This is a genomic window from Arthrobacter sp. JZ12, from assembly GCF_035189165.1.
In the GTDB taxonomy this organism is placed as follows: Bacteria; Actinomycetota; Actinomycetes; order Actinomycetales; family Micrococcaceae; genus Arthrobacter_D.
Genome location: NZ_CP045246.1, coordinates 2,573,995 through 2,595,761, shown reverse-complemented (window position 1 = coordinate 2,595,761; position 21,767 = coordinate 2,573,995). Strand labels below are relative to the sequence as shown.

Below are 21,767 nucleotides of genomic sequence, written 5' to 3'. Positions count from 1 at the left end.
ACATCCGTTGAGAGGTTACTGCTCCTCGAAGTAGGTGTTGTAGATCTCGTCGTAGCGGCCGCTCTCGCGCAGTTCGGCAAGCTGGGTGTTGACAGCCTCAACGAGTGCCTCGCTGCCCTCCTTGGGGAAAGCGAAGCCGTACTGCTCGTCGGTCTGGTACTCCTCGGCGATGGTGAAGTCGCCCTCCTGCGTGTGGTTCAGGTTGACCGGGAGGTCCTGGAGGATAGCCGCGACATTTCCTGCCTGCAGGGCGGGGTACAGTTCGGCGTCGCTGGGGAACGCGATTACTTCGGTGTCCGCGGGGACGTTGTCGCGGGCGTACTGCTCGCCGGTAGTGCCCTGCTGCACACCGATCGCCTTGCCGGCAAGGTCATCGAGAGTGGCGATGTCGCCGTCGGCGGGTACCAGTAGGGACTGCAGCGAGTCGTAGTAGGGATCGGAGAACGTGAGGTTCTCCTCGCGCTCAGGGGTGATCGTCATAGCGCTTGCGCCGACGTCGCACTGTCCCGCTGCCAGCACCGCGCCGGACTGCAGGCCGTCGAATCCGACATCCTGTACCTGCAGTTCGAGGTCGAGACCGGTGGCGATCTCGCGCATGATGTCGATGTCGAAGCCGGTGTACTCCCCGTTCTCCTCGAACTCGAACGGCTCGTAGGGGACGTCCGAGCATACGGTCAGCGTGCCCTCGGAAACGAGGTTCAGCTCGGAGCCGCCCGCCGCTTCGCTACCGCCGCCTTCACCGGACTCGGAGCCGCCGCCGCCGCATGCGGTCAGGGCAAGGGTGCCGATCGCCGCTACGGCAAGCGACCTGGAGATTTTCGAGAACATGGAGTACCTCAACTTGAACGGAGTAATAAATCGTCATCGATGATTGTAGCTGTAATAGAGATGTGCATCACAGGCTACAGGTTTTGCCTATTGGTAACCAGCAGCTAAGCCTGAGCGGAATTAGGGTCTGGAAGGAGTACGCAGTCCCAGGGCTTCGATCATGGGACGGAACTTGCTCCATGTCTCGGCCAGTTCCGCGGACGGCTGCGAAGCTTCGACAATGCCGCATCCCGCGTACATCCGCACCCTAGTAGGCGTTTCGACCACGGCGCCGCGGAGGGCGATGCCCCATTCCCCGTTGCCCTGCGCGTCCATCCAGCCCACCGGTCCCGCATAGGGGCCGCGCTCGAGGTGCTCGAGCTCACGGATGAGCTCTCCCGCAACCGTCGTGGGGGTACCGCAGACAGCGGCGGTGGGGTGAAGCGCGTCCACCAGAACCAACGACGACGGCACGTTGCCCTCGCTGTCGGGCGACAGTTCGGCGGTGACATCCGAGGCGAGATGCCAGACATTGGGCAGCTCCAGCACGAAGGGCTCGCTATGGGAGGTCATGCTCTGCGTGAAGGGCTCGAGCTGACGCGTGAGTGAATCGATGGCCAACTCATGCTCGTACTGCTGCTTCTCCGAGCCGGCGAGGGTCCGCTCTGCGTAGCCGATCTCCCCGGCGGGTGCCGAGGAACGGTCCAGCGTGCCGGCGAGCACCCGGGCGCGCGCAGTCCGGTTCTCAACCTTGATCAGCATCTCCGGGGTGGAGCCGATGAGACCGTCCACAGAGTAGGTCCAGCAGTCTGAGTACCTGATCGCGAGCTCGCGCAGCACCTGCGCTGTTGAAACGGGTGAACCGAGCTCGGCCACAACGTCACGGGCCAGTACCAGCTTGCTCAGTTCGCCCTCACGGATGTGCGCGACGCCACGGCTAACGGCGTTCATCCACTGTTCCTCGGTGAGGACCCCGGGAGCCAGCCGGTCGCCGGTACAGGGCTTGCGCTCCGGTTCCACCTCTTCGAGGTAAGCGGCAAGCGCAGCTTCGGCGGCGGAGGCACTGAGGTCCGCGTCGCCGTCGTCCGAAATGTAGGTCAACCAGCTGCGGCCGTCCCTGCTGCCCACTACGATTTGCGGCACGATCAGGCGGGACGGATGGCGGGAGGTTTTGGAGAAGGCAAAGGATCCGAAGGCCAGCAGGCCGGTGCCGGGCTGCGGGGCGGGATCGACGACGTCGGCGCTGTTGACGACGGAGTGCCACCATTCCTGCGCGGTTTGGAAGCGGCCGGGCCCGTCGGTCGTGAACCGTGCGACCTCGCCGAAGGCCACGATGCCTTCGCCACGTCGGATCCAGGTGTGCACGTCGCCGCGCACCACATATTCGAGGAGGCCCGTGTTCAGCTGGAGATCGCCCCGTTCGAAAGTGACACTTCGAAGGGTCGGTGCCTGGCTCAGCGGGATCGCCACTGCAGCAGGGGACGGATTGCTCATGATGCACTAGCGTACTCCCGCCCCGGAGCCCCGCTGTTCGCCGCTGTGCTGAGGCTTGTATCAGGTGGGACGACGGCCGCATTTGAGGCGTGAACATTGTTTGAGACAATATCCGGGTGAATCGCGCATCCCTGGATAAGCGTCCTGACGAAGTTGCTGCCATGTTCGACGACGTGGCCCCGAAATACGACGTTGTCAACGACGTCCTCTCACTCGGGCAGACGCACCGGTGGCGCAAGGTTGTGGTGGAGGCTGTTGACGCTGCCAAGGGCGACCGCGTCCTGGATCTCGCTGCCGGCACCGGCACCTCGAGCGAGCCTTTCGCTGATGCCGGTGTCCGCGTGGTGGCGTGCGATTTCTCACTCGGCATGCTCCGGGTGGGCAAGCGCCGACGCCCCGACATCGACTTCATCGCCGGCGACGCCACGAATCTCCCGTTCGCCGACAACTCCTTCGATGCGTGCACCATCTCGTTCGGGCTGCGCAACGTTGACCGTCCCACCAAGGCGCTTGAGGAGATGTTGCGGGTCACCAAGCCCGGCGGTCGACTGGTCATCGCGGAGTTCTCCCAGCCCACCATCCCGCTGTGGCGCACCATGTATACCGAATACCTGATGCGCGCCCTGCCCGCCATTGCCACCAAGGTCAGTTCCAACCCCGCTGCCTACGTCTACCTCGCCGAGTCCATCCGCGCCTGGCCAAACCAGGACGAACTGGCCTCCTGGATCACTCAGAGCGGCTGGGAATCGGTCGCGTACCGGAACCTCAACGGTGGGATTGTCGCGGTCCATCGGGCAACCAAGCCTGAGGCAACACCGACGACGACGGCGGCAGGCTCCCAGACGCGCGGTCGCCGCCGCAGCACTCGGGCTGCCCACTAAGTGTCGGTCCTCATCATCGGGGCTGGCCCCGCAGGTTCCACCGCCGCCTACTACCTTGCCTCCGCCGGGATCGAGACCACCGTCGTCGAGAAGACCTTCTTCCCCCGGGAAAAAGTCTGCGGAGACGGCTTCACGCCGCGCGCAGTCCGGGAGATCCAGTTGCTCGGACTGCCGCACGGCGAGGATCTGGGCTGGCGCCGCAATAAGGGGCTGCGCCTCATCGCCGGCGGCCGCACCCTTGAGCTGCCCTGGCCTGAGCTGTCCGACTTCCCGTCCTACGGTTTGGTGCGGACCCGGCTTGGTTTCGACGAGCAGCTGGCATCGCACGCGCGCGCGGCGGGCGCGCAGATCCTCGAAGGCCACTCCGTCACCGAAGCGGTGCGAGATCACACCGGCCGGGTGACCGGCGTCGTCGTGAATGTCCTCGCGCCCAATGGGCGCCGCACAGGCGAGAAGAAGACGCTGAGCGCCGACGTCGTGCTGGCTGCTGACGGGAACTCCACGCGCACGGCAGTCAGTCTCGGAATGGCTAAGCGGGACGACAGGCCCCTCGGCGTTGCGGTACGGACCTACTTCAACAGTCCCCGCCACGAGGATCCCTGGATGGAGGGATGGCTGGAGTTGCCCGACAAGTCCGGGAATCCGCTGCCCGGCTACGGCTGGGTGTTCGGAGTGGGAGATGGCACCGCCAATGTGGGGCTGGGGATCCTGAACTCCTCGGCGTCGTTCGGGAAGCTGGACTACAAGCAGGTGCTGCGCGACTGGACCGCAGGAATGCCCGAAGACTGGGGCTTCGTCGAAGAGAACCAGGTGGGGGAGATTCGCGGCGCCGCCCTGCCAATGGGCTTCAACCGGACCCCCCACTACTCACCCGGCCTGCTGCTGCTTGGAGATGCGGGCGGAATGGTGTCGCCTTTCAACGGCGAGGGAATCTCGTACGCCATGGAGTCCGCGCGGTATGCCGCCGAGTTCATCGAGCGGTCGCTTTCCGGGGGACGGCTGCGTGACGACGTGCTGGCCGGCTATGCGCCGTACGTTCGCGACCAATGGGGGAGTCACTTCACGCTGGGCCGGATTTTCGCCGGGCTCATCGGCAAGCCCGCGATCCTGCGACTCGCACTGCGTACCGGCATGCCCATCCCCGTGCTCATGCGTTTTGTCGTTCGGATGCTAGCCAACCTGACGGATACGTCCGCAACCTCGACGAAGGGTGTCGAGGACCGGCTGATTGCCGTTCTCGAGAAGCTCGTACCGGCAACGAGCAACCAGTAGTCCCTCGCCCGATAGCGCCTATCGGGCTCCCAACACTCGCTGCGCTCGCGCCGGGCCCCTCGCCCGATAGCGCCTATCGGGCTCCCAACACTCGCTGCGCTCGCGCCGGGCCCCTCGCCCGATAGCGCCTATCGGGCTCCCAACACTCGCTGCGCTCGCGCCGGGCCCCTCGCCCGATAGGCTTAGACCCATGACGGATTCCCCCCACACCAGCTGGACCAGTGCTGGCCACGCTCGCCCGCTCGTCGAGGAGTTGGACACCAGCACCGGCGTCATAGCCACGGGGCTGCGCCTGCCAGCGGGTTTCGCGATGATCGCCGAGGATCCGGAGCTTGGCCCGGCCGTCTCCAATTGCCTGGCGAAGGTCGAGAAGCAGCTGCGCGAAGCCATTGCGAGTTCCGATCCGCTCGCTGATGCCACCTCCCGCCACCTCGTCGAGGCAGGCGGCAAGCGAATCCGTCCACTGCTGACCATCCTCGCCTCACACCTCGGGGACGCAAGCAAGGCCGAAGTGGTGGTTGCCGCCGTCGTCGTCGAACTGACCCACCTGGCCACGCTGTACCACGATGACGTGATGGATTCCGCGCCGTACCGGCGTGGAGCGCCGACTGCGCACGAGGTCTGGGGCAATTCGGTCGCGATCCTGACCGGTGACCTGATCTTCGCGCGTGCCTCCATCCTGGTTTCGGAGTTGGGAAGCCGGGCGCTCGGCATTCAGGCACGCACCTTCGAGCGCCTGTGCCTGGGGCAGCTGCACGAGACCGTGGGCCCGCAGGACGGCGAGGATCCCGTGGAGCATTACCTCTCGGTGATTGCCGACAAGACAGGCTCGCTCGTTGCCGCGTCCGGGCAGCTCGGCGCGATCTTCGCTGACGCGCCCCAATCGGCCATCGATGTGATGGTCTCCTACGGGGAGAAGGTCGGCGTGGCGTTCCAGTTGGCCGACGACGTTATCGACGTCACGGGCCTGAAGGCCAAGTCGGGGAAGTCCCCGGGGACCGACCTGCGCGAAGGTGTGCCTACGCTGCCCGTGCTGCTTCTGCGCCAGGCTGTCGCTTCCGGGGACCAGTCCGCCCGTCGGGTGCTGGACCTCGTCGACGGCGATCTCACCTCGGACGAGGCGCTCGCCGAGGCGGTCGAAGCGCTACGTGAGCACGAAGTGACCAGGCGGGCATGGGCAGTTGCCCAGCAGTGGGCGGACGACGCCGTCCGCGCCCTCGACCCCTTGCCGGAGAGCACGGTCAAGGATGCGTTGGCCAGCTTCGCAAGGGCTGTGGTCGACCGCGACGTCTAGCGGCCGCGTTAGGCTCGGGCGGGCTTATAAACGGGCACCCGTCATCGAGGAGATCAAGAGACCAAAGAGCAGGACCCCGCCCGCGGCCGGAAGCACCATGATCACGACCGAAACTATGCTGAGTACGCGCGCCGGAATGTCCAGTGCAGAGACGGGACGCTTTCGGAAGGCCAGCACCACCGCAGTAACGCTGAGGGCCAGAAAGAGAACGCTCGCCTCAAGCATGTAAACGAGGACACCGAAGCCTTCGGGACCTTTCACGCTGAACAGGACAGCGAGAAAAACGGTGAGCAGGATGATCGGCAGAGATGCCAGGATTAGTGATGCAAGACGCACGTTTCCCCCAATTTCGGACTACGCAGCCATCCTACGTGCGTTCGGAAGCCCCTCTGCGAGCAATGCGGGCGGGGCTACAAACCCAGCGCCGCGCGCAGCTCGGCAGCCTTCCGCGCCCGCACGGCCGGGTCCACGATCGGGCGCTTCGGCGTGAAGTAGAAGCCGTCGTTGTGCCAGCGGGGCAGAACGTGCTGGTGATAGTGCCACACGTGCTGGCTACCGGCCGGCTCGTTGTGCTGGCGGGTTGAGACGCCGTCGGGCTCCCAGGCCCGCTTGATGGCGATGGCCATGTCGCGGGAGACCGTCATGATGCGGCCGGCGACGTCGTCGGGCAGTTCATACAGCAGCTCATAGTGGGCCCGGGGCGTCACCAGCACGTGACCGGGGTGCGGCTCGAACCCATGGGAGGCGATGAATGCGAGCACCAGGTCATCCGAGTAGATGAGGTCACCGGGCTCGCAGAGGTTGGACGCGAACCTGAACTCGCCGGAGGCCAGATCGCAGAACGGGCACTCGTACCCGTCCGGCGCATGGTGTACCCAGGTCATTCGGCTTCTTCGTCTTCGAAGACCCAGTCGAACATGTCCAGCATGAACTCGCTGAAGGTGCCTTCCTCGTTCTTCCAGGATCCGCGGGCGTTATTACGGCGCCACACAATTGGGTCGGGGACGTTTAGCTGGTCGGCCTTCAGGCCCCACACGAACTTCTCGTCCACGTCTTCCATGAACAGCAGGAAGCCGTCCTCAATCTCCAGCTCGTCCGGATCCCACACATAGTGGAACGCCTCCATGATGTCTTCGGACGCGCCCACGGCGAGGTAGAACTCACGCAGGGCCATCGGGAGCGGGAAGTCCTGGCCTTCGCTAAGCTGAGCCAGTTCCTCTTCCGACAGGCCGTCTTCCGGGACCCACGGCTCGTCAAAGTAGTTGGGTACGAGAGCGCGGAATTTCTCCAGGAACAGCTCGGTCACAGTGGCTCCAGGTGGTGTTGAGGGGGATGCTCCAATCCTATCCCGCAGGCGGCTGCTCCGCGGGACCCGTTCCCCGCGCCGCCAGCGGAGCATGCCAACCCGCCTTCCACGCCAGCACCCGGAGGATGAACACCAGCGCAGCAACGACGACGCCGGTCACCACATTGAAGAGGTCCAGCATCGCGAGCGCCACCGTCAGGGTGGCCCCTAGGAACGCGGGCAGGGCGTACAGTTCCCCGCTGAACAGTGCCGGCACTTCATTGGCGACGACGTCACGCAGCAGCCCACCCCCGACGGCGGTGGTCACTCCGAGCAGGATCGCCGCCACCGGATTGAGCCCCTCATTGACTGCCTTCAGTGCACCGACGATGCAGAACAGGCCCAGCCCGCCGGCGTCGAAAAGCACCAGGAGGGTGCTCACCCGCTCAATATGCGAGATCAGGAAGTACACCAACACCGCGGCCAAGAGCGGCGGGGCAAGGTAGAGGGGGTTGTAGAAGGCAACGGGCTCGACGTCGATGATCAGGTCCCGCGCGACCCCGCCTCCCAGCGAGGCCAGGGAGGCCAGCAGCAGCGAGCCGATGATGTCGAAACCTTTGCGCGCAGCGAGGAGCGAACCCGAGACGGCGAAGAAGAAAACGCCGACCAGGTCAAGGATCAGGGCTGCGCTCATGGGGTTACTGCGTTACGGGGCACAAGTGTCAATAGTCGCAGGCGGGTGCTTCAATGGCCAACATGCAGACATCCAAGCTTCCCGTCCTGATCGCGTGCTCGCACGGAACCAGCAGTGCTGAGGGGCAGGCCGCAGTTAACCGGATGCGCGATGAGATGCGTGCGCTCCGGCCCGAGCTCGACATTCGTGAAGCGTATGTCGATGTTCAGGAACCGAACCTGCCGGAGGTGGTGGCTGCCCTACCCGATGGGCCCGCCGTCATTGTGCCGCTGCTGCTATCCGTCGGCTACCACGTGAAGGTGGACATCGCCGAGGCAGTGCAGAGCCGGCCGGACACTGTTGCTTCGGCTCCGCTGGGGCCGGACCCGCGGCTCGCCGCCCTGCTCCGCCGGCGCCTGGAGGAAGCGGGCGTGAAACCGGACGACGACGTCGTGCTGGCTGCCGCAGGCTCTTCGGATCCGTCGGCGGCCGAGGATGTCGAGCGGTTGGTGGGCCAGCTCGCCGAGCTGCATCCGGGGCGAATCATGGCGGGATACGGGGCAAGTGCAAAGCCCTCCGTTCCGGACGCCGTCGCGCAGCTGCAGAACGGTTCAGCATCGCCGGCGATTGCCTCCTACCTGCTCGCACCGGGATATTTCCATGACCAGCTTGGCAAGGCCGGGTCCGCCACCGTGACGGAGCCGCTGCTGCCCGATCCGGTGCTCGCGCAGATCGCACTGGACCGCTTCGATGAGGCGTGCGTGCAGCTGGCACGGTGACGGCCGCTTCGTCAAGGATTTGACCGGTTTGTGACGCGCGGTGTCGCCACGTGAACGGGTGTTGCCGAACCTTTGAAGGCGCTCCGAGGGCGGTCCTACTGTCTTTCCATGACGAGTTCAGTCGCGACCGAAGCAGCACCCGCCAACGCCCGCACCCAACGGGCGGGGAAGCCGGGCAGGCCGGCAACCAAGCCGCACGGCCAGTGGAAGGTCGATGGCACCACGCCCCTGAATGCCAACGAAACCTGGAAGCAGGAGGACAACGGCCTCAACGTCCGTGAACGTATCGAGCAGATCTACTCGAAGAGTGGGTTCGACGCGATCGACAGCACGGACCTGCACGGCCGGTTCCGCTGGTGGGGCCTCTACACCCAGCGCAGGCAGGGGATCGACGGCGGCAAGACGGCCACGCTGGAACCGCACGAACTCGAAGACAAGTACTTCATGCTCCGCGTGCGCATCGACGGCGGCGCCCTCACCACCGAGCAGCTGCGCGTCATCGGTGAAATCTCCACGGAGTTCGCACGCGACTCGGCGGACATCACCGACCGCCAGAACATCCAGCTGCACTGGGTCCGGGTGGAGGACGTTCCGGAGATCTGGAACCGGCTCGAAGCCGTAGGCCTGTCCACCACCGAAGCCTGCGGCGATGTTCCGCGCGTCATCCTTGGTTCGCCCGTGGCCGGAATCGCCAAGGACGAGATCATCGACCCGACGCCCCTCATCCACGAGCTGAGCGAACGCTTCATCGGGGACCCCGAGCTTGCGAACCTGCCGCGCAAGTACAAGACCGCGATCACCGGCCATCCCAGCCAGGACGTTGTCCATGAGATCAACGACTTCGCGTTGGTTGGCGTGGTTCATCCCGAACTCGGCGCCGGCTACGACCTCTGGGTGGGCGGCGGTCTGTCCACCAATCCCCGCCTCGCGGAACGTCTCGGCGTCTTCGTGGCGCCCGACGTCGCCGCCGAGGTCTGGCTTGGTGTGACCAGCATCTTCCGTGACTACGGCTACCGTCGCATGCGGACCAAGGCACGCCTGAAGTTCCTGCTGAATGACTGGGGGACGGAGAAGTTCCGCCAGGTACTCCAGGACGAGTACCTCGGCTTCGCCCTCCCTGACGGACCCGCCGCGCCCAAGCCCCCGACGCCGGGCGACCACGTAGGCATCCACGAGCAGAAGGACGGCCGTTTCTTCATCGGCGTCGCACCGACCGTGGGACGGGTCTCCGGCAGCATCCTGACCTCCCTCGCGGACGCCATCGAGGCCCATGGCTCCACCCGCCTGCGCACCACGCCGCACCAGAAACTCGTGGTGCTCGACGTCGAGAAGGACCGCGTGGAATCGCTCGTGAGCGAGCTCGACGCACTGGGCCTCTCCGCCCGGCCGTCCCTGTTCCGCCGGTCAACCATCGCGTGCACAGGCATCGAGTTCTGCAAGCTGGCCATCGTGGAGACCAAGGCAACGGCGGCCACCGCTATTGCCGAGCTCGAAACCCGCCTCGCGGATCTGGTCGACGACGGCACCCTCACCCAGCCGATCGCCCTCCACATCAACGGCTGCCCCAACTCCTGCGCGCGCATCCAGACCGCGGACATCGGCTTGAAGGGCATGATGCTTCCAACGCCCGACGGCGACCCCACCCCCGGCTTCCAGGTGCACCTCGGCGGCGGGCTGGCTGCCGTCGACCGCGAGGAAGCGGGACTCGGCCGGACCATCCGCGGCCTGAAGGTCACCGCCGATAATCTGCCCGACTACGTTGAGCGCGTCGTGCGCAGTTACGCTGCCGGCCGCCAGGACAACGAGACCTTCGCCCAGTGGGCGCACCGTGCCGAGGAAGGAGTGCTGCAGTGAGCCTGAGCGCAAACAGTGTCGTTGACAGTGTCGCTGTCCAGACCCGCCGCTCCGACGAGGAGCTCAAGGCCCTAGCCGCCGCAGGCGCCGAGGAACTCGGCTGGGACGCAACCGCTGACCAGGTGATTGCCTGGGTAGCCCGCAACTTCGACCTCACCCAGGCCGCGGTTGCCTGCTCCATGGCCGACGCCGTCCTCCCGCACCTGGTCTCGCAGCAGTTCCCCGGCATCGACGTACTGTTCCTCGAGACCGGCTACCACTTCACCGAAACCCACATCACCCGGGACGAAGTAGCCGAGCAGCTCAACGTCAACATTGTCGAGGTCCAGCCCGAACTGACCGTCACCCAACAGGACGCCCAGTTCGGCAAGGACCTGTTTAGCCGTGATCCCGCCCAGTGCTGCGCGCTTCGCAAGATGGACCCGCTGAAGAAGGCCCTTGCCGGGTACGAGGTCTGGTTTACCGGAGTCCGCCGCGACGAGGCACCCACCCGGACCAACACGCCCCTGGTCACCTGGGACCGTGTGCACAACCTGGTAAAGATCAACCCGCTGGCACCGTGGACCTTCGATCAGCTCCTCGACTACGCCGGCGAACACCAGGTTCCCGTCAACATGCTGCTGCCCAACGGCTACCCGTCCATTGGCTGCAAACCCTGTACCCGGCCGGTAGCCCCAGGAGAAGACCCAAGAGCCGGCCGCTGGGCCGGCCTAGCGAAGACAGAGTGCGGAATCCACCAATGAGCCATTCAACAGGTACTTTCGATCTCACCTTGGCGGCCGAGTCCGATGCCGCCCCCGCCCCTGCGCGGGACGGCGATGCTGCAAGCAGCAACGCGTCCCGCTCCGACAGGCCCGATGCCACTCCCGGGGCGGCATCGGACTCGGCAGCCGTGAGCCGCGAAGCGCCGGCGAAGCGGCTCAGTTCCCTCGACGCACTCGAGTCCGAAGCGATCCACATTATCCGCGAGGTCGTTGCTGAGTTCGAGCGGCCCGCGCTGCTGTTCTCCGGCGGCAAGGACTCTGTGGTCATGCTGCACCTTGCCACGAAGGCGTTCTGGCCGGGCAAGGTTCCGTTCCCGGTGCTGCACGTCGACACTGGACACAACTTCCCCGAGGTGATCGAGTTCCGCGACCGCACGGTTGAGCGGCTTGGTGTCCGGCTGGTTGTCGGGTCCGTTCAGGAGTACATCGACCGCGGTGAGCTTGCCGAGCGTGCTGATGGCACCCGGAACCCGCTGCAGACCGTTCCGCTGCTGGACACGATCAATGCGAACCGGTTCGACGCCGTGTTCGGCGGCGGCCGCCGGGATGAGGACAAGGCTCGGGCAAAGGAACGCATCCTGAGCCTGCGCGACGAGTTTGGGCAGTGGGATCCGCGGAACCAGCGGCCGGAACTGTGGAACCTGTACAACGGGCGCCACACGGTGGGCCAGCATGTTCGGGCGTTCCCGATCAGCAACTGGACCGAACTGGATGTCTGGCGCTACATCGAGCGGGAGAACATCGAGCTGCCGGGCCTCTACTACGCCCATGAGCGCGAGGTGTTCCGCCGCGACGGCATGTGGCGGGCGGTCGGCGAGGTGTCCCAGCCCACCGGGCAGGAGACCGTCGAGACCCGCCTGGTCCGCTACCGCACCGTCGGTGACATGTCCTGCACCGGCGCCGTCGAATCCGATGCCACGGACGTGGCAGCAGTAGTGAGGGAAGTCGCCCTCAGCACACTTACCGAACGCGGCGCCACCCGGGCAGATGACCGGATCTCCGAAGCCGCGATGGAAGACCGCAAGAAAGACGGGTACTTCTAATGAGCCCAGCAGTCGGAACTGCCCTCGAGCATTCCACGCTTTTCCGCTTTGCCACCGCCGGCTCCGTCGACGACGGCAAGTCCACCCTGGTGGGCCGCCTCCTGCATGACAGCAAGTCCGTCCTTGCGGACCAGCTCGACGCCGTTGCCCGCACCTCCGCGGAGCGTGGTTTCGGCGGGGAACGGGGAGGCCTGGACCTTGCCCTGCTGACCGACGGTCTGCGCGCTGAGCGCGAGCAGGGCATCACGATCGATGTCGCCTACCGCTATTTCGCCACCGCGAACCGCACCTTCATCCTGGCCGACACGCCGGGTCACGTGCAGTACACCAAGAACACGGTGACGGGCGCGTCCACGGCCGACGCCGTCGTCGTACTCATCGATGCACGCAAGGGCGTGCTGGAGCAGACCCGGCGCCACCTCGCCGTGGCGCGGCTGCTGCGCGTGGCACACATCATCGTTGCGGTGAACAAGATCGATCTCGTGAACTACAGCGAGGACGTCTTCCGCGACGTCGAGGCGCAGCTCACGCAGGCCGCCCGGGATCTGAGGGTCGATGCGCCGGCCGTCATCCCCGTGTCCGCCCTGGAGGGCGACAACGTGGTGGACCGCTCGGACAAGACTCCCTGGTACTCGGGTCCCTCGCTCCTGGAGCTGCTGGAACAGCTGCCCGCACTTGCCGACCTGGAAACCGACATCGAGGCCTTCCGGTTCCCTGTCCAGACCGTGATCCGGCCGCAGGGCGCGGTGGCTCCCGGCCTCGACGCGGATACCTACCGCGACTATCGCGGATACGCCGGTCAGGTTGCTGCCGGGTCCATCCGGGTGGGCGACGCCGTCACCGTCCAGCCGTCCGGACGTGTCACCACCGTGACCGGAATCGACTTCGCCGGACAGGAGCTTCTGGAGGCGTTCGCGCCGCAGTCCGTGGTCCTGCGCCTTGCTGACGACATCGATATCGCCCGCGGAGACCTCCTCGCCGAGGCCGGCACGGGCGCGAGCCTTCCCCAACCCACCCAGGACCTCTATGCCGCTCTCTGTTGGCTGTCGCCGAAGCCGCTGAAGGAGGGCTCACGGCTCCTCATCAAGCACGGCAGCAAGACGGTCCAGGGACTGGTTCGCCAGGTCATCAACAAGCTGGATCTGTCAACGTTCGCCGATCAACCGGCGTCGGGCCTTGAGCTCAACGACATCGGGACCGTCCACATCCGCCTGGCAGCACCGCTGCCCGTGGACAACTACGTGAACTTCCGCCGTACCGGAGCATTTTTGGTCATCGACCCCTCCGACGGCAACACCCTGGCCGCAGGCCTGGTGGAAACAGACCACCTGGAACTGTCGGCCCGCGAGGACGAACGTTATGACATCTAGCAAGCTCCAGACGCCATGAGCGCCCCGATCGTCGAGGTCTCGAACCTGACGAAGAACTTCGGGGGCACCCCGGTCTTCGCCGGGCTGAACCTGTCGATCGCCGAGGGTGAGTTCCTGTGTCTGGTGGGAGGCTCCGGTTCCGGCAAGTCGACCCTGCTCAACATCATCGCCGGCCTCGACCGCGCCGACTCGGGAATCGTGACGGCCCCGCCGGCCGCGGTGATGTTCCAGGAGTCTGCGCTCCTGCCCTGGCTGAGCGCAGCGGGCAACGTCTCCCTGGCGTTGAAGTTCGCAGGCGTCCCACGCTCCGAACGCGCAGCCAGGACCGCGGAGCTGCTCCGCACGGTTCGGCTTCCCGAGGCGGGAAACCGGCTGGTGCACCAGCTCTCCGGCGGCATGCAGCAGCGCGTTGCCCTGGCCCGTGCGCTCGCCCAGAACCGGACGCTGCTCCTGATGGATGAACCTTTCAGCGCACTCGATTCGATCACACGTGACTTTCTGCATGACGAGCTGGAGGATATTTGGCGCGCCACCGGCCGCACGATTGTCCTTGTCACCCACAACGTCCGCGAAGCCATCCGGCTGGGCCAGCGTGTGGTGCTGCTTGCGTCCGACGACGGTTCAATCGCCGGTCAATGGGAGGTATCGGACGTGCAGCGCCATGACGCTGTAGCCGGCGCCGCCCTGGCCGAGACCATCCGGGGTGTCCTGCATAGGGAGGTGCATGGCCTTGCCGCAGTTAGCTGAACGTTTGGCTCAACCCCGCCCCGTCCGCAATGGATCCTTGCGGGCGCCGGGTCGGAGTGTTCTGTTGATGCTTGCGCCGCTCGTCACTCTGTTCGTTGTACTCACCGTCTGGGGCTTTGCAAGTTCGATCGGTGGCGGCACCGGTCCTATGGATCTTTTTGCCGCTCTCGGAAAATTCTGGGCCTCAGGCGAGGTAGTGCAGGGCATCGCGACCAGCCTGGGCCGCGGTATCCCCGGATTCCTGCTTTCGGTGCTTGCCGGCACCGCGCTCGCGCTGGTGCTGTCAGCGTCGACCTGGCTGCGGGCCGCCGTCGCGCCCTACATGACCTTCCTGCTTACCCTGCCGACTGTGGCGTGGGTGCCGCTGGCCATCCTCTTTTTCGGGGTGACCGATGCCACCGTGTACTTCGTTGTCCTCACCGGCGCGGTGCCGGCCATCGTCAACGGGCTGCTGGCCGGCGTCGACCAGATTCAACCCCTCCACCGGAAGGTGGGACGGGTTCTGGGAGCCGGAACGCTGGATACCGCCCTGCACATCGTTCTGCCCGCCGCCCTGCCGGCCTACATCTCGGGCCTGCGGCAGGGCTGGGCGTTCTGCTGGCGCGCCCTGATGGCCGCCGAAATTATCGCCGGCGGCCAGGATCTCGGGCTCGGCCTGGGAACGCTGCTGCAGCGGGGGAGGGAACTGGACGACGTCGGCGGCGTCCTGGCAACGATCCTCCTCATTCTGGTGGTCGGCGTCGTCATTGAAGTGCTTGTCTTCGGGCCGATTGAACGGCGCCTGCTGCGTCGCCGCGGCCTGCTCATCGGAGGTTCACGATGACCTATCACCTTGGACTGCAGCTCAACGGGCGCAAAGTGCTCGTTGTCGGTGCCGGACCCGTCGCCGCACGCCGGATTCCAGCGTTGCTCGAAGACGGCGCGCTCGTCACCGTGGTAGCCCCGTACGCCTGCGAGGACATCGCCGAAGCAGCAGCCGCGGGCCGGCTTGACTGGCAGCAGCGCGAGTACCGGTCCGCTGATCTCGAGGACGCCTGGCTGGTTCTGGCCCATTCCGGATCCACGGAGGTGCAGGACCTTGTGGCTGCGGAAACCGAGGCCGCCCGTATCTGGTGCGTCAAGGGTGGGGACCCGGCAGCCTCGACCGCGTGGGTACCGGCTGTCGCCCGAATCGACGATGTGACGGTTGCAGTCAACACGAACGGAGACCCGAAGCGGGCAGCAGCCCTGCGCGACGGCGTCGCGGCAGCCCTCGAATCGGGCGAGCTCCCGCTGCGCCGGCACCGGCGGCCCGAGCGTGCCACAGGGGAGAGCGCCGTCGGCTCCGTCGCGCTCGTCGGCGGGGGACCGGCCGACGCCGGGCTGCTCACCGTCCGCGGACGGCGCCTGCTGGCGATGGCCGACGTCGTCGTCGCCGACAGGCTCGGCCCACGGTCGCTGCTCGATGGGCTCGGACCGGAGGTTCAGGTCATCGAGGTCGGCAAGCTGCCGGGCCACCATCCGGTCCCGCAGGACGAGATCAACCGCATCCTCGTCGAGCAGGCGCTGCTCGGGAACCAGGTTGTCCGCCTGAAGGGCGGCGACCCCTACGTGCTGGGCCGCGGAGGTGAGGAGGAAGCCTACTGCCGGGATCATGGCATCCCCGTCGAGGTTGTCCCCGGCGTCACCTCGGCCATTTCCGTGCCTGCGGCTGCCGGTATCCCCGTCACCCACCGCGGAGTGGCCAAGGGCTTCAGCGTCATCACCGGGCACGAGGACATCACCCAGCAGGTGGGGATGATCCCGCAGGGAAGCGACCACACGCTCATCCTTCTGATGGGTGTATCGCTGCTGCGCCGCTCCGCCGAATCGCTCGTAGCCGGAGGGCGTGCATCCTCCACACCGGTAGCCATAATCGAGAACGGGTGGATGGAATCGCAGCGCGTGACCACCGGAACCCTGGACACCATCGCGGACCTCGCCGAGGAACGCGCCGTAAAGTCCCCGGCCGTGATCGTGGTGGGCGACGTCGTCGCCCTTTCACCGTCCTGGCACTAGCCATTTCTTCATCCCAGAGCTGCACTGCACTGAACTACAGCAAGCACTGAACTTTCGAGCACTGAACTACAGCAAAGGAACACAGCCGTGTCGCAACCGTCCACCTTCTCCCTGAACCGTCCGCTGCGCGTCGCCGTCGTCGGCTCCGGCCCGGCGGGCGTCTATGCCGCCGACATCCTCACCAAGTCTGCTCCGGTGGCATCGGGAGAACTCACGGTCAGCATCGACCTCTACGACCGCTATCCTGCGCCCTACGGGCTCATCCGCTACGGCGTGGCCCCGGACCATCCGCGCATCAAGGGCATCGTCAACGCCCTGCACAAGGTGCTGGACCGCGGCGACATCCGCTTCTTCGGCAACGTGGAGTACGGCACCGATCTCACCATGGAGGACCTGCGCACCCATTACGACGCCGTCATCTTCGCCACCGGTGCGATCAAGGACGCCGACCTCAACATCCCCGGCATTGAGCTCGAGGGCTCCTTCGGCGCCGCTGACTTTGTCTCATGGTTCGACGGGCACCCCGACGTTCCCCGGGAGTGGCCGCTGGAGGCGAGGGAAATCGCCGTGATCGGCAACGGCAACGTGGCCCTCGACGTTGCCCGCATGCTCTCGAAGCACGCCGAGGACCTGCTGGTCACCGAGATTCCGGACAATGTCTACCAGGGCTTGAAGAACTCCCCGGTCACCGACGTGCACGTCTTTGGCCGCCGCGGTCCGGCCCAGGTCAAGTTCACGCCGCTTGAGTTGCGCGAACTTTCGCACTCCCGCGACGTTGACATTGTGCTCTACCCGGAGGACTTCGAGTTCGACGCTGAATCGGACCGTCAGATCCAGACGAACAATCAGACCAAGACCATGGTCGGCACGTTGACTAACTGGATCGCCGAGCAGCCGGAGGACCCTGCAGAGTTCACCGCCTCCCGGAGGCTTCACCTCCACTTCCTCCACAACCCCGTCGAGGTGCTGGGCGAGGACGGGAAGGTCACGGGCATCAAGTTCGAGCGCACCGAGCTCGACGGCACGGGCAACGCAGTCGGCACCGGAGAGTTCATCGACTATCCCGTACAAGCCGTTTACCGCGCTGTCGGCTACTTCGGCTCCGCCCTTCCCGAGGTCGAGTTCGACCACAGGCGTGGCGTGATCCCTAACGACGGCGGACGCGTGCTGGATGCCTCGGGCGCCCATGTGCCGGGAATCTACGCGACCGGCTGGATCAAGCGCGGCCCGGTTGGCCTGATCGGTCACACCAAGGGAGACGCACTGGAAACCGTTACCTACCTGCTGGAAGACCTGGAGAACCTGCCGGCGGCAAGCTCCCCGTCCGACGACGCCGTCGTCGAGCTGCTGACCGGACGCGGTGTCGAGTACACCACGTGGGAGGGCTGGCTTGCGCTCGACGCGCACGAACGTGCGCTGGGCGACGCCGCGACCGAGATCGACGGCGTGGTCCGCGAGCGCATCAAGGTGGTTCCGCGCGAGGACATGGTGTCAGTTTCCCGCGGCGCGCTCAGCAAAACGCAGGCCGGGGTCGACGCCCAGTCCCGGAGCTAGCCGGGCCGTCACCGGGCCGGCCGGGGTTCCGGTACGCCGAAGCTAGTGCTTGTGCGTACCGGATTCCCTGGACAGCACCCAGACATTGGTGTTGCCCTGGCGTTCCACGGTCACCGTGGTGACCAGGGCATTGATGAGGAACAGCCCTCGTCCCGACTCTGCATCCCCAGGATTGTCCCCCGCACTGGACAGGGGATCGGGGTGTGCTGCCGCATTGATCTCAAGGATTCGTGCCTGGAGCCTGGTGGGGGTGGCGCTCAACTCAACCCCGAGGCGCAGCCCACCATCCAGCGGGACTCCGTGTTCGACGACGTTGGACGCCGCCTCGATCACCGCCGTGGTGAACGCCATCTGGTCCTCGAACGGGACCTCGTCGAGGCCGTGCCAGAACCGGTCCAGCTCATCGTGGAGGTCATTGATCGCCTCTGGCCGGGCGTCCGCCTCGAAGCGCCGCTGGAGTTCGCTCTCAGTCATTGGCGAACGCCTCTTCGACGGTGTCGTACGGAGCGAGGACGCGGTTCATGTTGGTGAGCTCCAGGACCATACGCACCTGCTGCTGTACGCAGGCAATCCGCAGGTCTCCACCGGCCTGCCGCGCCACCTTCAGGCAGCCGATCAGCGCGCCGAGGCCGGAGGAATCCATGAATTCGGTCGCGGCAAGATTGACCACAATGTGCCGACTGCCCGCTCCGACGGCCTCGTCAACCGTCGAGCGAAGGGTTGGCGCCGAGACCATGTTGAGCCGACCGTTGGCGATCACCTCGGTGTAGGTGCCCCTGTCCTCAATCGTGAACTGCATCAGCACTCCTCTCCTCTTCGGGAACGAATCCCTCGTATTTCACGGCTTTGATCAGCACGCTCAGAACAATCAGGTCGAACACAACCCAGAAGATATTGACCAGTGTTCCCAACGGCTCGTTGTGTCCGGTCCACAGCCGGATGATTCCAACCACCGAAGCGACAGCAAGCAGGACCATCACGATCAGTTGCGGCCGAATCAGGCTCCAGCTCGGACCACCGTCCTGACGCGCCTTGGGCGTCACCGCGAAACCGAGCGGCCGCCCAAACCACACATTGCGTGCCGCGGTGGTGCAGGCCTTGATCCATGTCGGGAACAGCGCAAGGCTGTACTGCTGGCCGCGCCAGGTGCTTACGCCGCGTCCCACCACGGCGAACAGCAGCTGGTTCACGATCATGAACGGCAGGAACCGGATGAAGAAGTCGAAACTCAGGCTGGTGACCGGAAGGATGCCGAGCGTCAGGTAGATGATTGGGGCCGCGAAGTAGACCACTGCGGCGAAGCCGCTCAGGTAACTCCACATCGTTGCGAAGTACATGAGCCGCTGTCCGATGGACATGCCCTTCTTAACCAGAGGGTTCTCGCGCAGCAGCACCTGGATGGTTCCTTGGGCCCAGCGCAGGCGCTGCGTGAGCATCGTCTTCAGGTCCTCGGGCGCAAGGCCGTAGGCAAGGACCTCGTGGTGGTAGACGCTCTGCCATTTCATCGCGTGCATCCGCATGGAGGTTGCCATGTCTTCCGTCACGGAAATCGTGGCGAGCGGCATGACCGGCTGGGCCTCGTCGTCGCGGTCGATGGAGATCGCATCAAGAACCGCCTGTACGGACTCAAGCGCGCCCAGCGGCGACCACTGGCGCTCGGAAAGCTTTTCGACGGCGTCGTCCAGGTCCGGGACCGCAACACCGGGTTCGACGGCGAGGTCCAGTGCGGCAATTTCCGCCAGATCCGCTTCCATTGCCGACATGTCGGCAGCAACCATCTGCTGTACTGCGCGGTCCACCGACCGGCGCACGCGGTAGGTCACCTCGGCCAGCGGGGCACCGGCGGCCTTGTCTGCGTGCGCCTTCGTGATGGCTTCGTCGACGTCATTGAGGAGCTGCGTGACCAGCGGGTTCGCTGCTTCCGGTGAGGAGCGGGCACGGCGAACGGCCGCCCGAGCTGACTTCAAAGCAGTGTTGACTGCGCGCTCGACTTCCTTGACGTAGCCGGAGAGCCCCAGCTGCATAAGCGCTTCCCTGCGGAGCACGGCGTTGGAGCCGCAGAAGAACGCCGCGTTCCACCCATCCTTACCCTGCTGGATCGGGCCGTAGAACAGCGGTGCCTGGCTACCAAGAGGATCGTCTTCGGGAACGTTCACGAAGTATTGCGGGGTCTGAACCAGGCTGACGCGCCGGTTGTTGAAGTATCCGAGCGTGCGGTCCAGGATGCGTGGATCGGGCACCTGATCGGTGTCGAGGATGAGCAGAAACTCACCCGTCGTCGACATCAGCGCGTTGTTCAGATTGCCGGCCTTGGCATGGCGGGGGCGGTTGGCCCACTCCGGTCCACGCGTGATGTAGCCGACTCCCAGCCGTTCGGCTGCTTCCTGCAGTTCCGGGCGCGCGCCGTCGTCAAGGATCCAGGTGTTGTGCGGGTAGGTGATGCGCTGCGCAGCCTTGGCGGTCTTGAGCACCATGTCCACGGGTTCGTTGTAGGTGGTGATGAAGACGTCGACGGTTGCATTCGCAGGCGGCTCCGGGGGAGTGCGGCGCTTGAGCTTCCAGACGGTCATCCCGAACAGGGCCACGTCGATCAGGCTGTAGGTCTCGGCGATAACCAGCGGAACCGCAATCCACCAGGCGGCCCAGTTGAGGGACTCCAGCCAGCGCCAGGCAATGTAGTTCACACCGAGAATCACGGTGAGGACCACCAGCAACCTCACCCAGAAAACACTCATTCCCCGACCTTCCCGAGCCTGCGGACCACCACGGCCGTAACATCGTCCTCAACCCTTGGATCCTCACCGAGCATCAGCAGCTCCTTGCAGGCAAGCTCGGCGGAGTCCGTTGCGGCGATGATGCGCGCGGCTGCGCCTGCGAATTCATCAAGAGATTCATACAAGTCAAGCAGGCCGTCGCTGATCATGGCGAGCGCGTCGCCCGGAGCCAAGGTCACTCGTGCGGCTTGCCACTTCCACCCGGGCACCGTTCCAAGGGGAACACCGCCCGCGGCGGGACGCGTCCAGGAACCGTCAGCACGGACGTGCAGGGCCAGGCCGTGTCCTGCGTCGATCAGGTCCACACCGCCGTCGGCCGTGGAGAGCCGGCCGTGAACGAGGGTCACGAAGGAACCCGCGCGCTCAAGGTCGGCATCAAGCGAAGCGGCAGCACCCGCAAAGGCCGCCTCCAGGTCGGCTTCCTCGGAGGTCGAGCGCAGCACGGCACGTACCGTGGCCGCGACGAGCGCTGCGCCCATTCCCTTGCCCATAGCGTCTGCAACCGTGAAGTGCATGCCCTCCGGCGTGGGATACCAGTCAAAGAAGTCACCGCCCACCGCACGCGAAGGCCGGAACCGGCCCGCGACGTCGTAATCACCCAGTGTGAGGCCCTGCCGCGGCAGGAGACTCTGTTGCACTTGCGCGGCGCGGCGCCGCTCATCCGCGTCAGCTTCGCTGGCGGCCTTGTTCGCCACCTGCAGCCGGTGCTGCCGCCGGAAGAGGGAGTTGATGCGTGCCACGAGTTCGCGCGGGCTGAAGGGCTTGACAATGTAGTCGTCTGCTCCGGTGTCCAGCCCGTTTAGGCGGTCCATCTCGCTGCCACGGGCCGTGATCATGAGGATGTAGGCGTCGGAGATCGGTCGGATCTGGGCGCAGGCGTCCAGCCCGCTGCCATCCGGGAGGTTGACGTCGAGGGTGATGAGGTCCACTCCCCGGCGTGCCAGCTCCACGCCCTCCTGTACCGTTGCCGCTTCGTCCACGGCGAATCCCTCACGCTTGAGCACGCTGACGAGCAGAAATCGGATGTCCGCATCGTCTTCTACGACAAGGGCGCGGCGGGCCGGGGCTGATGCGGTCATGACCCCATTTAACCCATAACCGGACGCCGGGGGACAGAAAGGGTCGCCCGACGACGGCGG

Annotated in this window: 22 protein-coding genes; 12 read left to right on the top strand and 10 right to left on the bottom strand. The window is 65.6% G+C overall.

Annotated elements, in window-relative coordinates:
• Window positions 1-15 precede the first annotated feature (15 nt).
• Entirely contained in the window at window positions 16-828 is an 813-nt protein-coding gene (locus tag GC088_RS12010; protein ID WP_323959230.1) for a transporter substrate-binding domain-containing protein, read from the bottom strand.
• Between the two features lie 120 nt (window positions 829-948).
• The gene (locus tag GC088_RS12005; RefSeq protein WP_323959229.1) at window positions 949-2,301 is read right to left on the bottom strand and encodes an isochorismate synthase; all 1,353 of its coding nucleotides are present in this window, start codon (window positions 2,299-2,301) and stop codon (window positions 949-951) included.
• A gap of 116 nt (window positions 2,302-2,417) precedes the next feature.
• On the opposite strand from GC088_RS12005, the gene GC088_RS12000 reads away from it, so the two are divergent.
• The 3 genes from GC088_RS12000 (at window position 2,418) to GC088_RS11990 (ending at window position 5,748) form a co-directional block, all read left to right on the top strand.
• Entirely contained in the window at window positions 2,418-3,182 is a 765-nt protein-coding gene (locus GC088_RS12000) for a demethylmenaquinone methyltransferase (RefSeq protein ID WP_323959228.1), read from the top strand.
• Entirely contained in the window at window positions 3,183-4,454 is a 1,272-nt protein-coding gene (locus tag GC088_RS11995) for a geranylgeranyl reductase family protein (RefSeq protein ID WP_323959227.1), read from the top strand.
• 190 nt (window positions 4,455-4,644) lie between these two features.
• Window positions 4,645-5,748: a polyprenyl synthetase family protein gene (locus GC088_RS11990; protein ID WP_323959226.1), complete on the top strand. Its 1,104-nt coding sequence runs from the start codon at window positions 4,645-4,647 to the stop codon at window positions 5,746-5,748.
• A gap of 24 nt (window positions 5,749-5,772) precedes the next feature.
• Here the strand turns inward: GC088_RS11990 and GC088_RS11985 are convergent, their stop codons facing one another.
• The 4 genes from GC088_RS11985 to GC088_RS11970 form a co-directional block, all read right to left on the bottom strand.
• Window positions 5,773-6,084 (bottom strand): hypothetical protein, encoded by a 312-nt coding sequence (locus GC088_RS11985; RefSeq protein ID WP_323959225.1) that lies wholly within the window; start codon window positions 6,082-6,084, stop codon window positions 5,773-5,775.
• A gap of 74 nt (window positions 6,085-6,158) precedes the next feature.
• Window positions 6,159-6,632 carry an HIT family protein gene (locus GC088_RS11980; RefSeq protein ID WP_323959224.1) on the bottom strand — a complete coding sequence of 158 codons (474 nt, stop codon included), beginning with the start codon at window positions 6,630-6,632 and terminating at the stop codon, window positions 6,159-6,161.
• A complete protein-coding gene (locus GC088_RS11975) occupies window positions 6,629-7,054 on the bottom strand; it encodes a hypothetical protein (protein WP_323959223.1) in 426 nt (141 codons plus the stop codon). The genes GC088_RS11980 and GC088_RS11975 overlap by 4 nt, the downstream gene beginning before the upstream one ends.
• Before the next feature lie 37 nt (window positions 7,055-7,091).
• On the bottom strand, window positions 7,092-7,727 hold the full coding sequence (locus tag GC088_RS11970; protein WP_323959222.1) for a trimeric intracellular cation channel family protein: 636 nt from the start codon (window positions 7,725-7,727) through the stop codon (window positions 7,092-7,094).
• Between the two features lie 62 nt (window positions 7,728-7,789).
• Between GC088_RS11970 and GC088_RS11965 the strand changes: the two genes are divergently transcribed.
• From GC088_RS11965 to GC088_RS11925, 9 genes are all read left to right on the top strand, one after another.
• Entirely contained in the window at window positions 7,790-8,485 is a 696-nt protein-coding gene (locus GC088_RS11965) for a sirohydrochlorin chelatase (protein ID WP_416377460.1), read from the top strand.
• Between the two features lie 108 nt (window positions 8,486-8,593).
• The gene (locus GC088_RS11960) at window positions 8,594-10,339 is read left to right on the top strand and encodes a nitrite/sulfite reductase (protein ID WP_323959220.1); all 1,746 of its coding nucleotides are present in this window, start codon (window positions 8,594-8,596) and stop codon (window positions 10,337-10,339) included.
• Window positions 10,336-11,082: a phosphoadenylyl-sulfate reductase gene (locus tag GC088_RS11955; protein WP_323959219.1), complete on the top strand. Its 747-nt coding sequence runs from the start codon at window positions 10,336-10,338 to the stop codon at window positions 11,080-11,082. Before GC088_RS11960 ends, GC088_RS11955 begins: the two co-directional genes overlap by 4 nt.
• Window positions 11,079-12,146 carry a sulfate adenylyltransferase subunit CysD gene (cysD, locus tag GC088_RS11950; RefSeq protein WP_323959218.1) on the top strand — a complete coding sequence of 356 codons (1,068 nt, stop codon included), beginning with the start codon at window positions 11,079-11,081 and terminating at the stop codon, window positions 12,144-12,146. Before GC088_RS11955 ends, cysD begins: the two co-directional genes overlap by 4 nt.
• Window positions 12,146-13,516: a sulfate adenylyltransferase subunit CysN gene (locus GC088_RS11945; protein ID WP_323959217.1), complete on the top strand. Its 1,371-nt coding sequence runs from the start codon at window positions 12,146-12,148 to the stop codon at window positions 13,514-13,516. Before cysD ends, GC088_RS11945 begins: the two co-directional genes overlap by 1 nt.
• A gap of 15 nt (window positions 13,517-13,531) precedes the next feature.
• The gene (locus GC088_RS11940) at window positions 13,532-14,263 is read left to right on the top strand and encodes an ABC transporter ATP-binding protein (RefSeq protein ID WP_323959216.1); all 732 of its coding nucleotides are present in this window, start codon (window positions 13,532-13,534) and stop codon (window positions 14,261-14,263) included.
• A gap of 67 nt (window positions 14,264-14,330) precedes the next feature.
• A complete protein-coding gene (locus GC088_RS11935) occupies window positions 14,331-15,086 on the top strand; it encodes an ABC transporter permease (RefSeq protein WP_323959215.1) in 756 nt (251 codons plus the stop codon).
• Window positions 15,083-16,300, top strand: coding sequence for a uroporphyrinogen-III C-methyltransferase (cobA, locus tag GC088_RS11930; RefSeq protein ID WP_323959214.1), 1,218 nt, complete (start codon window positions 15,083-15,085; stop codon window positions 16,298-16,300). Before GC088_RS11935 ends, cobA begins: the two co-directional genes overlap by 4 nt.
• An 87-nt stretch (window positions 16,301-16,387) precedes the next feature.
• Window positions 16,388-17,854, top strand: a complete 1,467-nt coding sequence (locus GC088_RS11925) for an FAD-dependent oxidoreductase (protein ID WP_323959213.1) — start codon at window positions 16,388-16,390, stop codon at window positions 17,852-17,854.
• A 42-nt stretch (window positions 17,855-17,896) separates the two neighbouring features.
• On the opposite strand, the gene GC088_RS11920 is transcribed toward GC088_RS11925, so the two are convergent.
• From GC088_RS11920 to GC088_RS11905, 4 genes are read right to left on the bottom strand one after another with little or no spacing between them, the layout of a single operon-like run.
• A complete protein-coding gene (locus GC088_RS11920; RefSeq protein ID WP_323959212.1) occupies window positions 17,897-18,328 on the bottom strand; it encodes an ATP-binding protein in 432 nt (143 codons plus the stop codon).
• Window positions 18,321-18,653, bottom strand: coding sequence for an STAS domain-containing protein (locus GC088_RS11915; RefSeq protein ID WP_323959211.1), 333 nt, complete (start codon window positions 18,651-18,653; stop codon window positions 18,321-18,323). Before GC088_RS11915 ends, GC088_RS11920 begins: the two co-directional genes overlap by 8 nt.
• On the bottom strand, window positions 18,637-20,589 hold the full coding sequence (locus GC088_RS11910; RefSeq protein WP_323959210.1) for a glycosyltransferase: 1,953 nt from the start codon (window positions 20,587-20,589) through the stop codon (window positions 18,637-18,639). Before GC088_RS11910 ends, GC088_RS11915 begins: the two co-directional genes overlap by 17 nt.
• Complete coding sequence (locus GC088_RS11905) at window positions 20,586-21,707, bottom strand: PP2C family protein-serine/threonine phosphatase (protein ID WP_323959209.1); 1,122 nt, start codon at window positions 21,705-21,707, stop codon at window positions 20,586-20,588. Before GC088_RS11905 ends, GC088_RS11910 begins: the two co-directional genes overlap by 4 nt.
• Window positions 21,708-21,767 lie beyond the last annotated feature (60 nt).

Coding starts and splice junctions, on each gene's coding strand:
- GC088_RS11920 (WP_323959212.1), bottom strand. CDS start 18,328: ATGACTGAGAGCGAACTCCAGCGGCGCTTCGAGGCGGACGCCCGGCCA.
- GC088_RS11965 (WP_416377460.1), top strand. CDS start 7,790: ATGCAGACATCCAAGCTTCCCGTCCTGATCGCGTGCTCGCACGGAACC.
- cysD (WP_323959218.1), top strand. CDS start 11,079: ATGAGCCATTCAACAGGTACTTTCGATCTCACCTTGGCGGCCGAGTCC.
- GC088_RS11945 (WP_323959217.1), top strand. CDS start 12,146: ATGAGCCCAGCAGTCGGAACTGCCCTCGAGCATTCCACGCTTTTCCGC.
- GC088_RS11915 (WP_323959211.1), bottom strand. CDS start 18,653: ATGCAGTTCACGATTGAGGACAGGGGCACCTACACCGAGGTGATCGCC.
- GC088_RS11905 (WP_323959209.1), bottom strand. CDS start 21,707: ATGACCGCATCAGCCCCGGCCCGCCGCGCCCTTGTCGTAGAAGACGAT.
- GC088_RS12010 (WP_323959230.1), bottom strand. CDS start 828: ATGTTCTCGAAAATCTCCAGGTCGCTTGCCGTAGCGGCGATCGGCACC.
- GC088_RS11935 (WP_323959215.1), top strand. CDS start 14,331: ATGCTTGCGCCGCTCGTCACTCTGTTCGTTGTACTCACCGTCTGGGGC.
- GC088_RS12005 (WP_323959229.1), bottom strand. CDS start 2,301: ATGAGCAATCCGTCCCCTGCTGCAGTGGCGATCCCGCTGAGCCAGGCA.
- GC088_RS11940 (WP_323959216.1), top strand. CDS start 13,532: ATGAGCGCCCCGATCGTCGAGGTCTCGAACCTGACGAAGAACTTCGGG.
- GC088_RS11960 (WP_323959220.1), top strand. CDS start 8,594: ATGACGAGTTCAGTCGCGACCGAAGCAGCACCCGCCAACGCCCGCACC.
- GC088_RS11980 (WP_323959224.1), bottom strand. CDS start 6,632: ATGACCTGGGTACACCATGCGCCGGACGGGTACGAGTGCCCGTTCTGC.
- cobA (WP_323959214.1), top strand. CDS start 15,083: ATGACCTATCACCTTGGACTGCAGCTCAACGGGCGCAAAGTGCTCGTT.
- GC088_RS11990 (WP_323959226.1), top strand. CDS start 4,645: ATGACGGATTCCCCCCACACCAGCTGGACCAGTGCTGGCCACGCTCGC.
- GC088_RS11970 (WP_323959222.1), bottom strand. CDS start 7,727: ATGAGCGCAGCCCTGATCCTTGACCTGGTCGGCGTTTTCTTCTTCGCC.
- GC088_RS11910 (WP_323959210.1), bottom strand. CDS start 20,589: ATGAGTGTTTTCTGGGTGAGGTTGCTGGTGGTCCTCACCGTGATTCTC.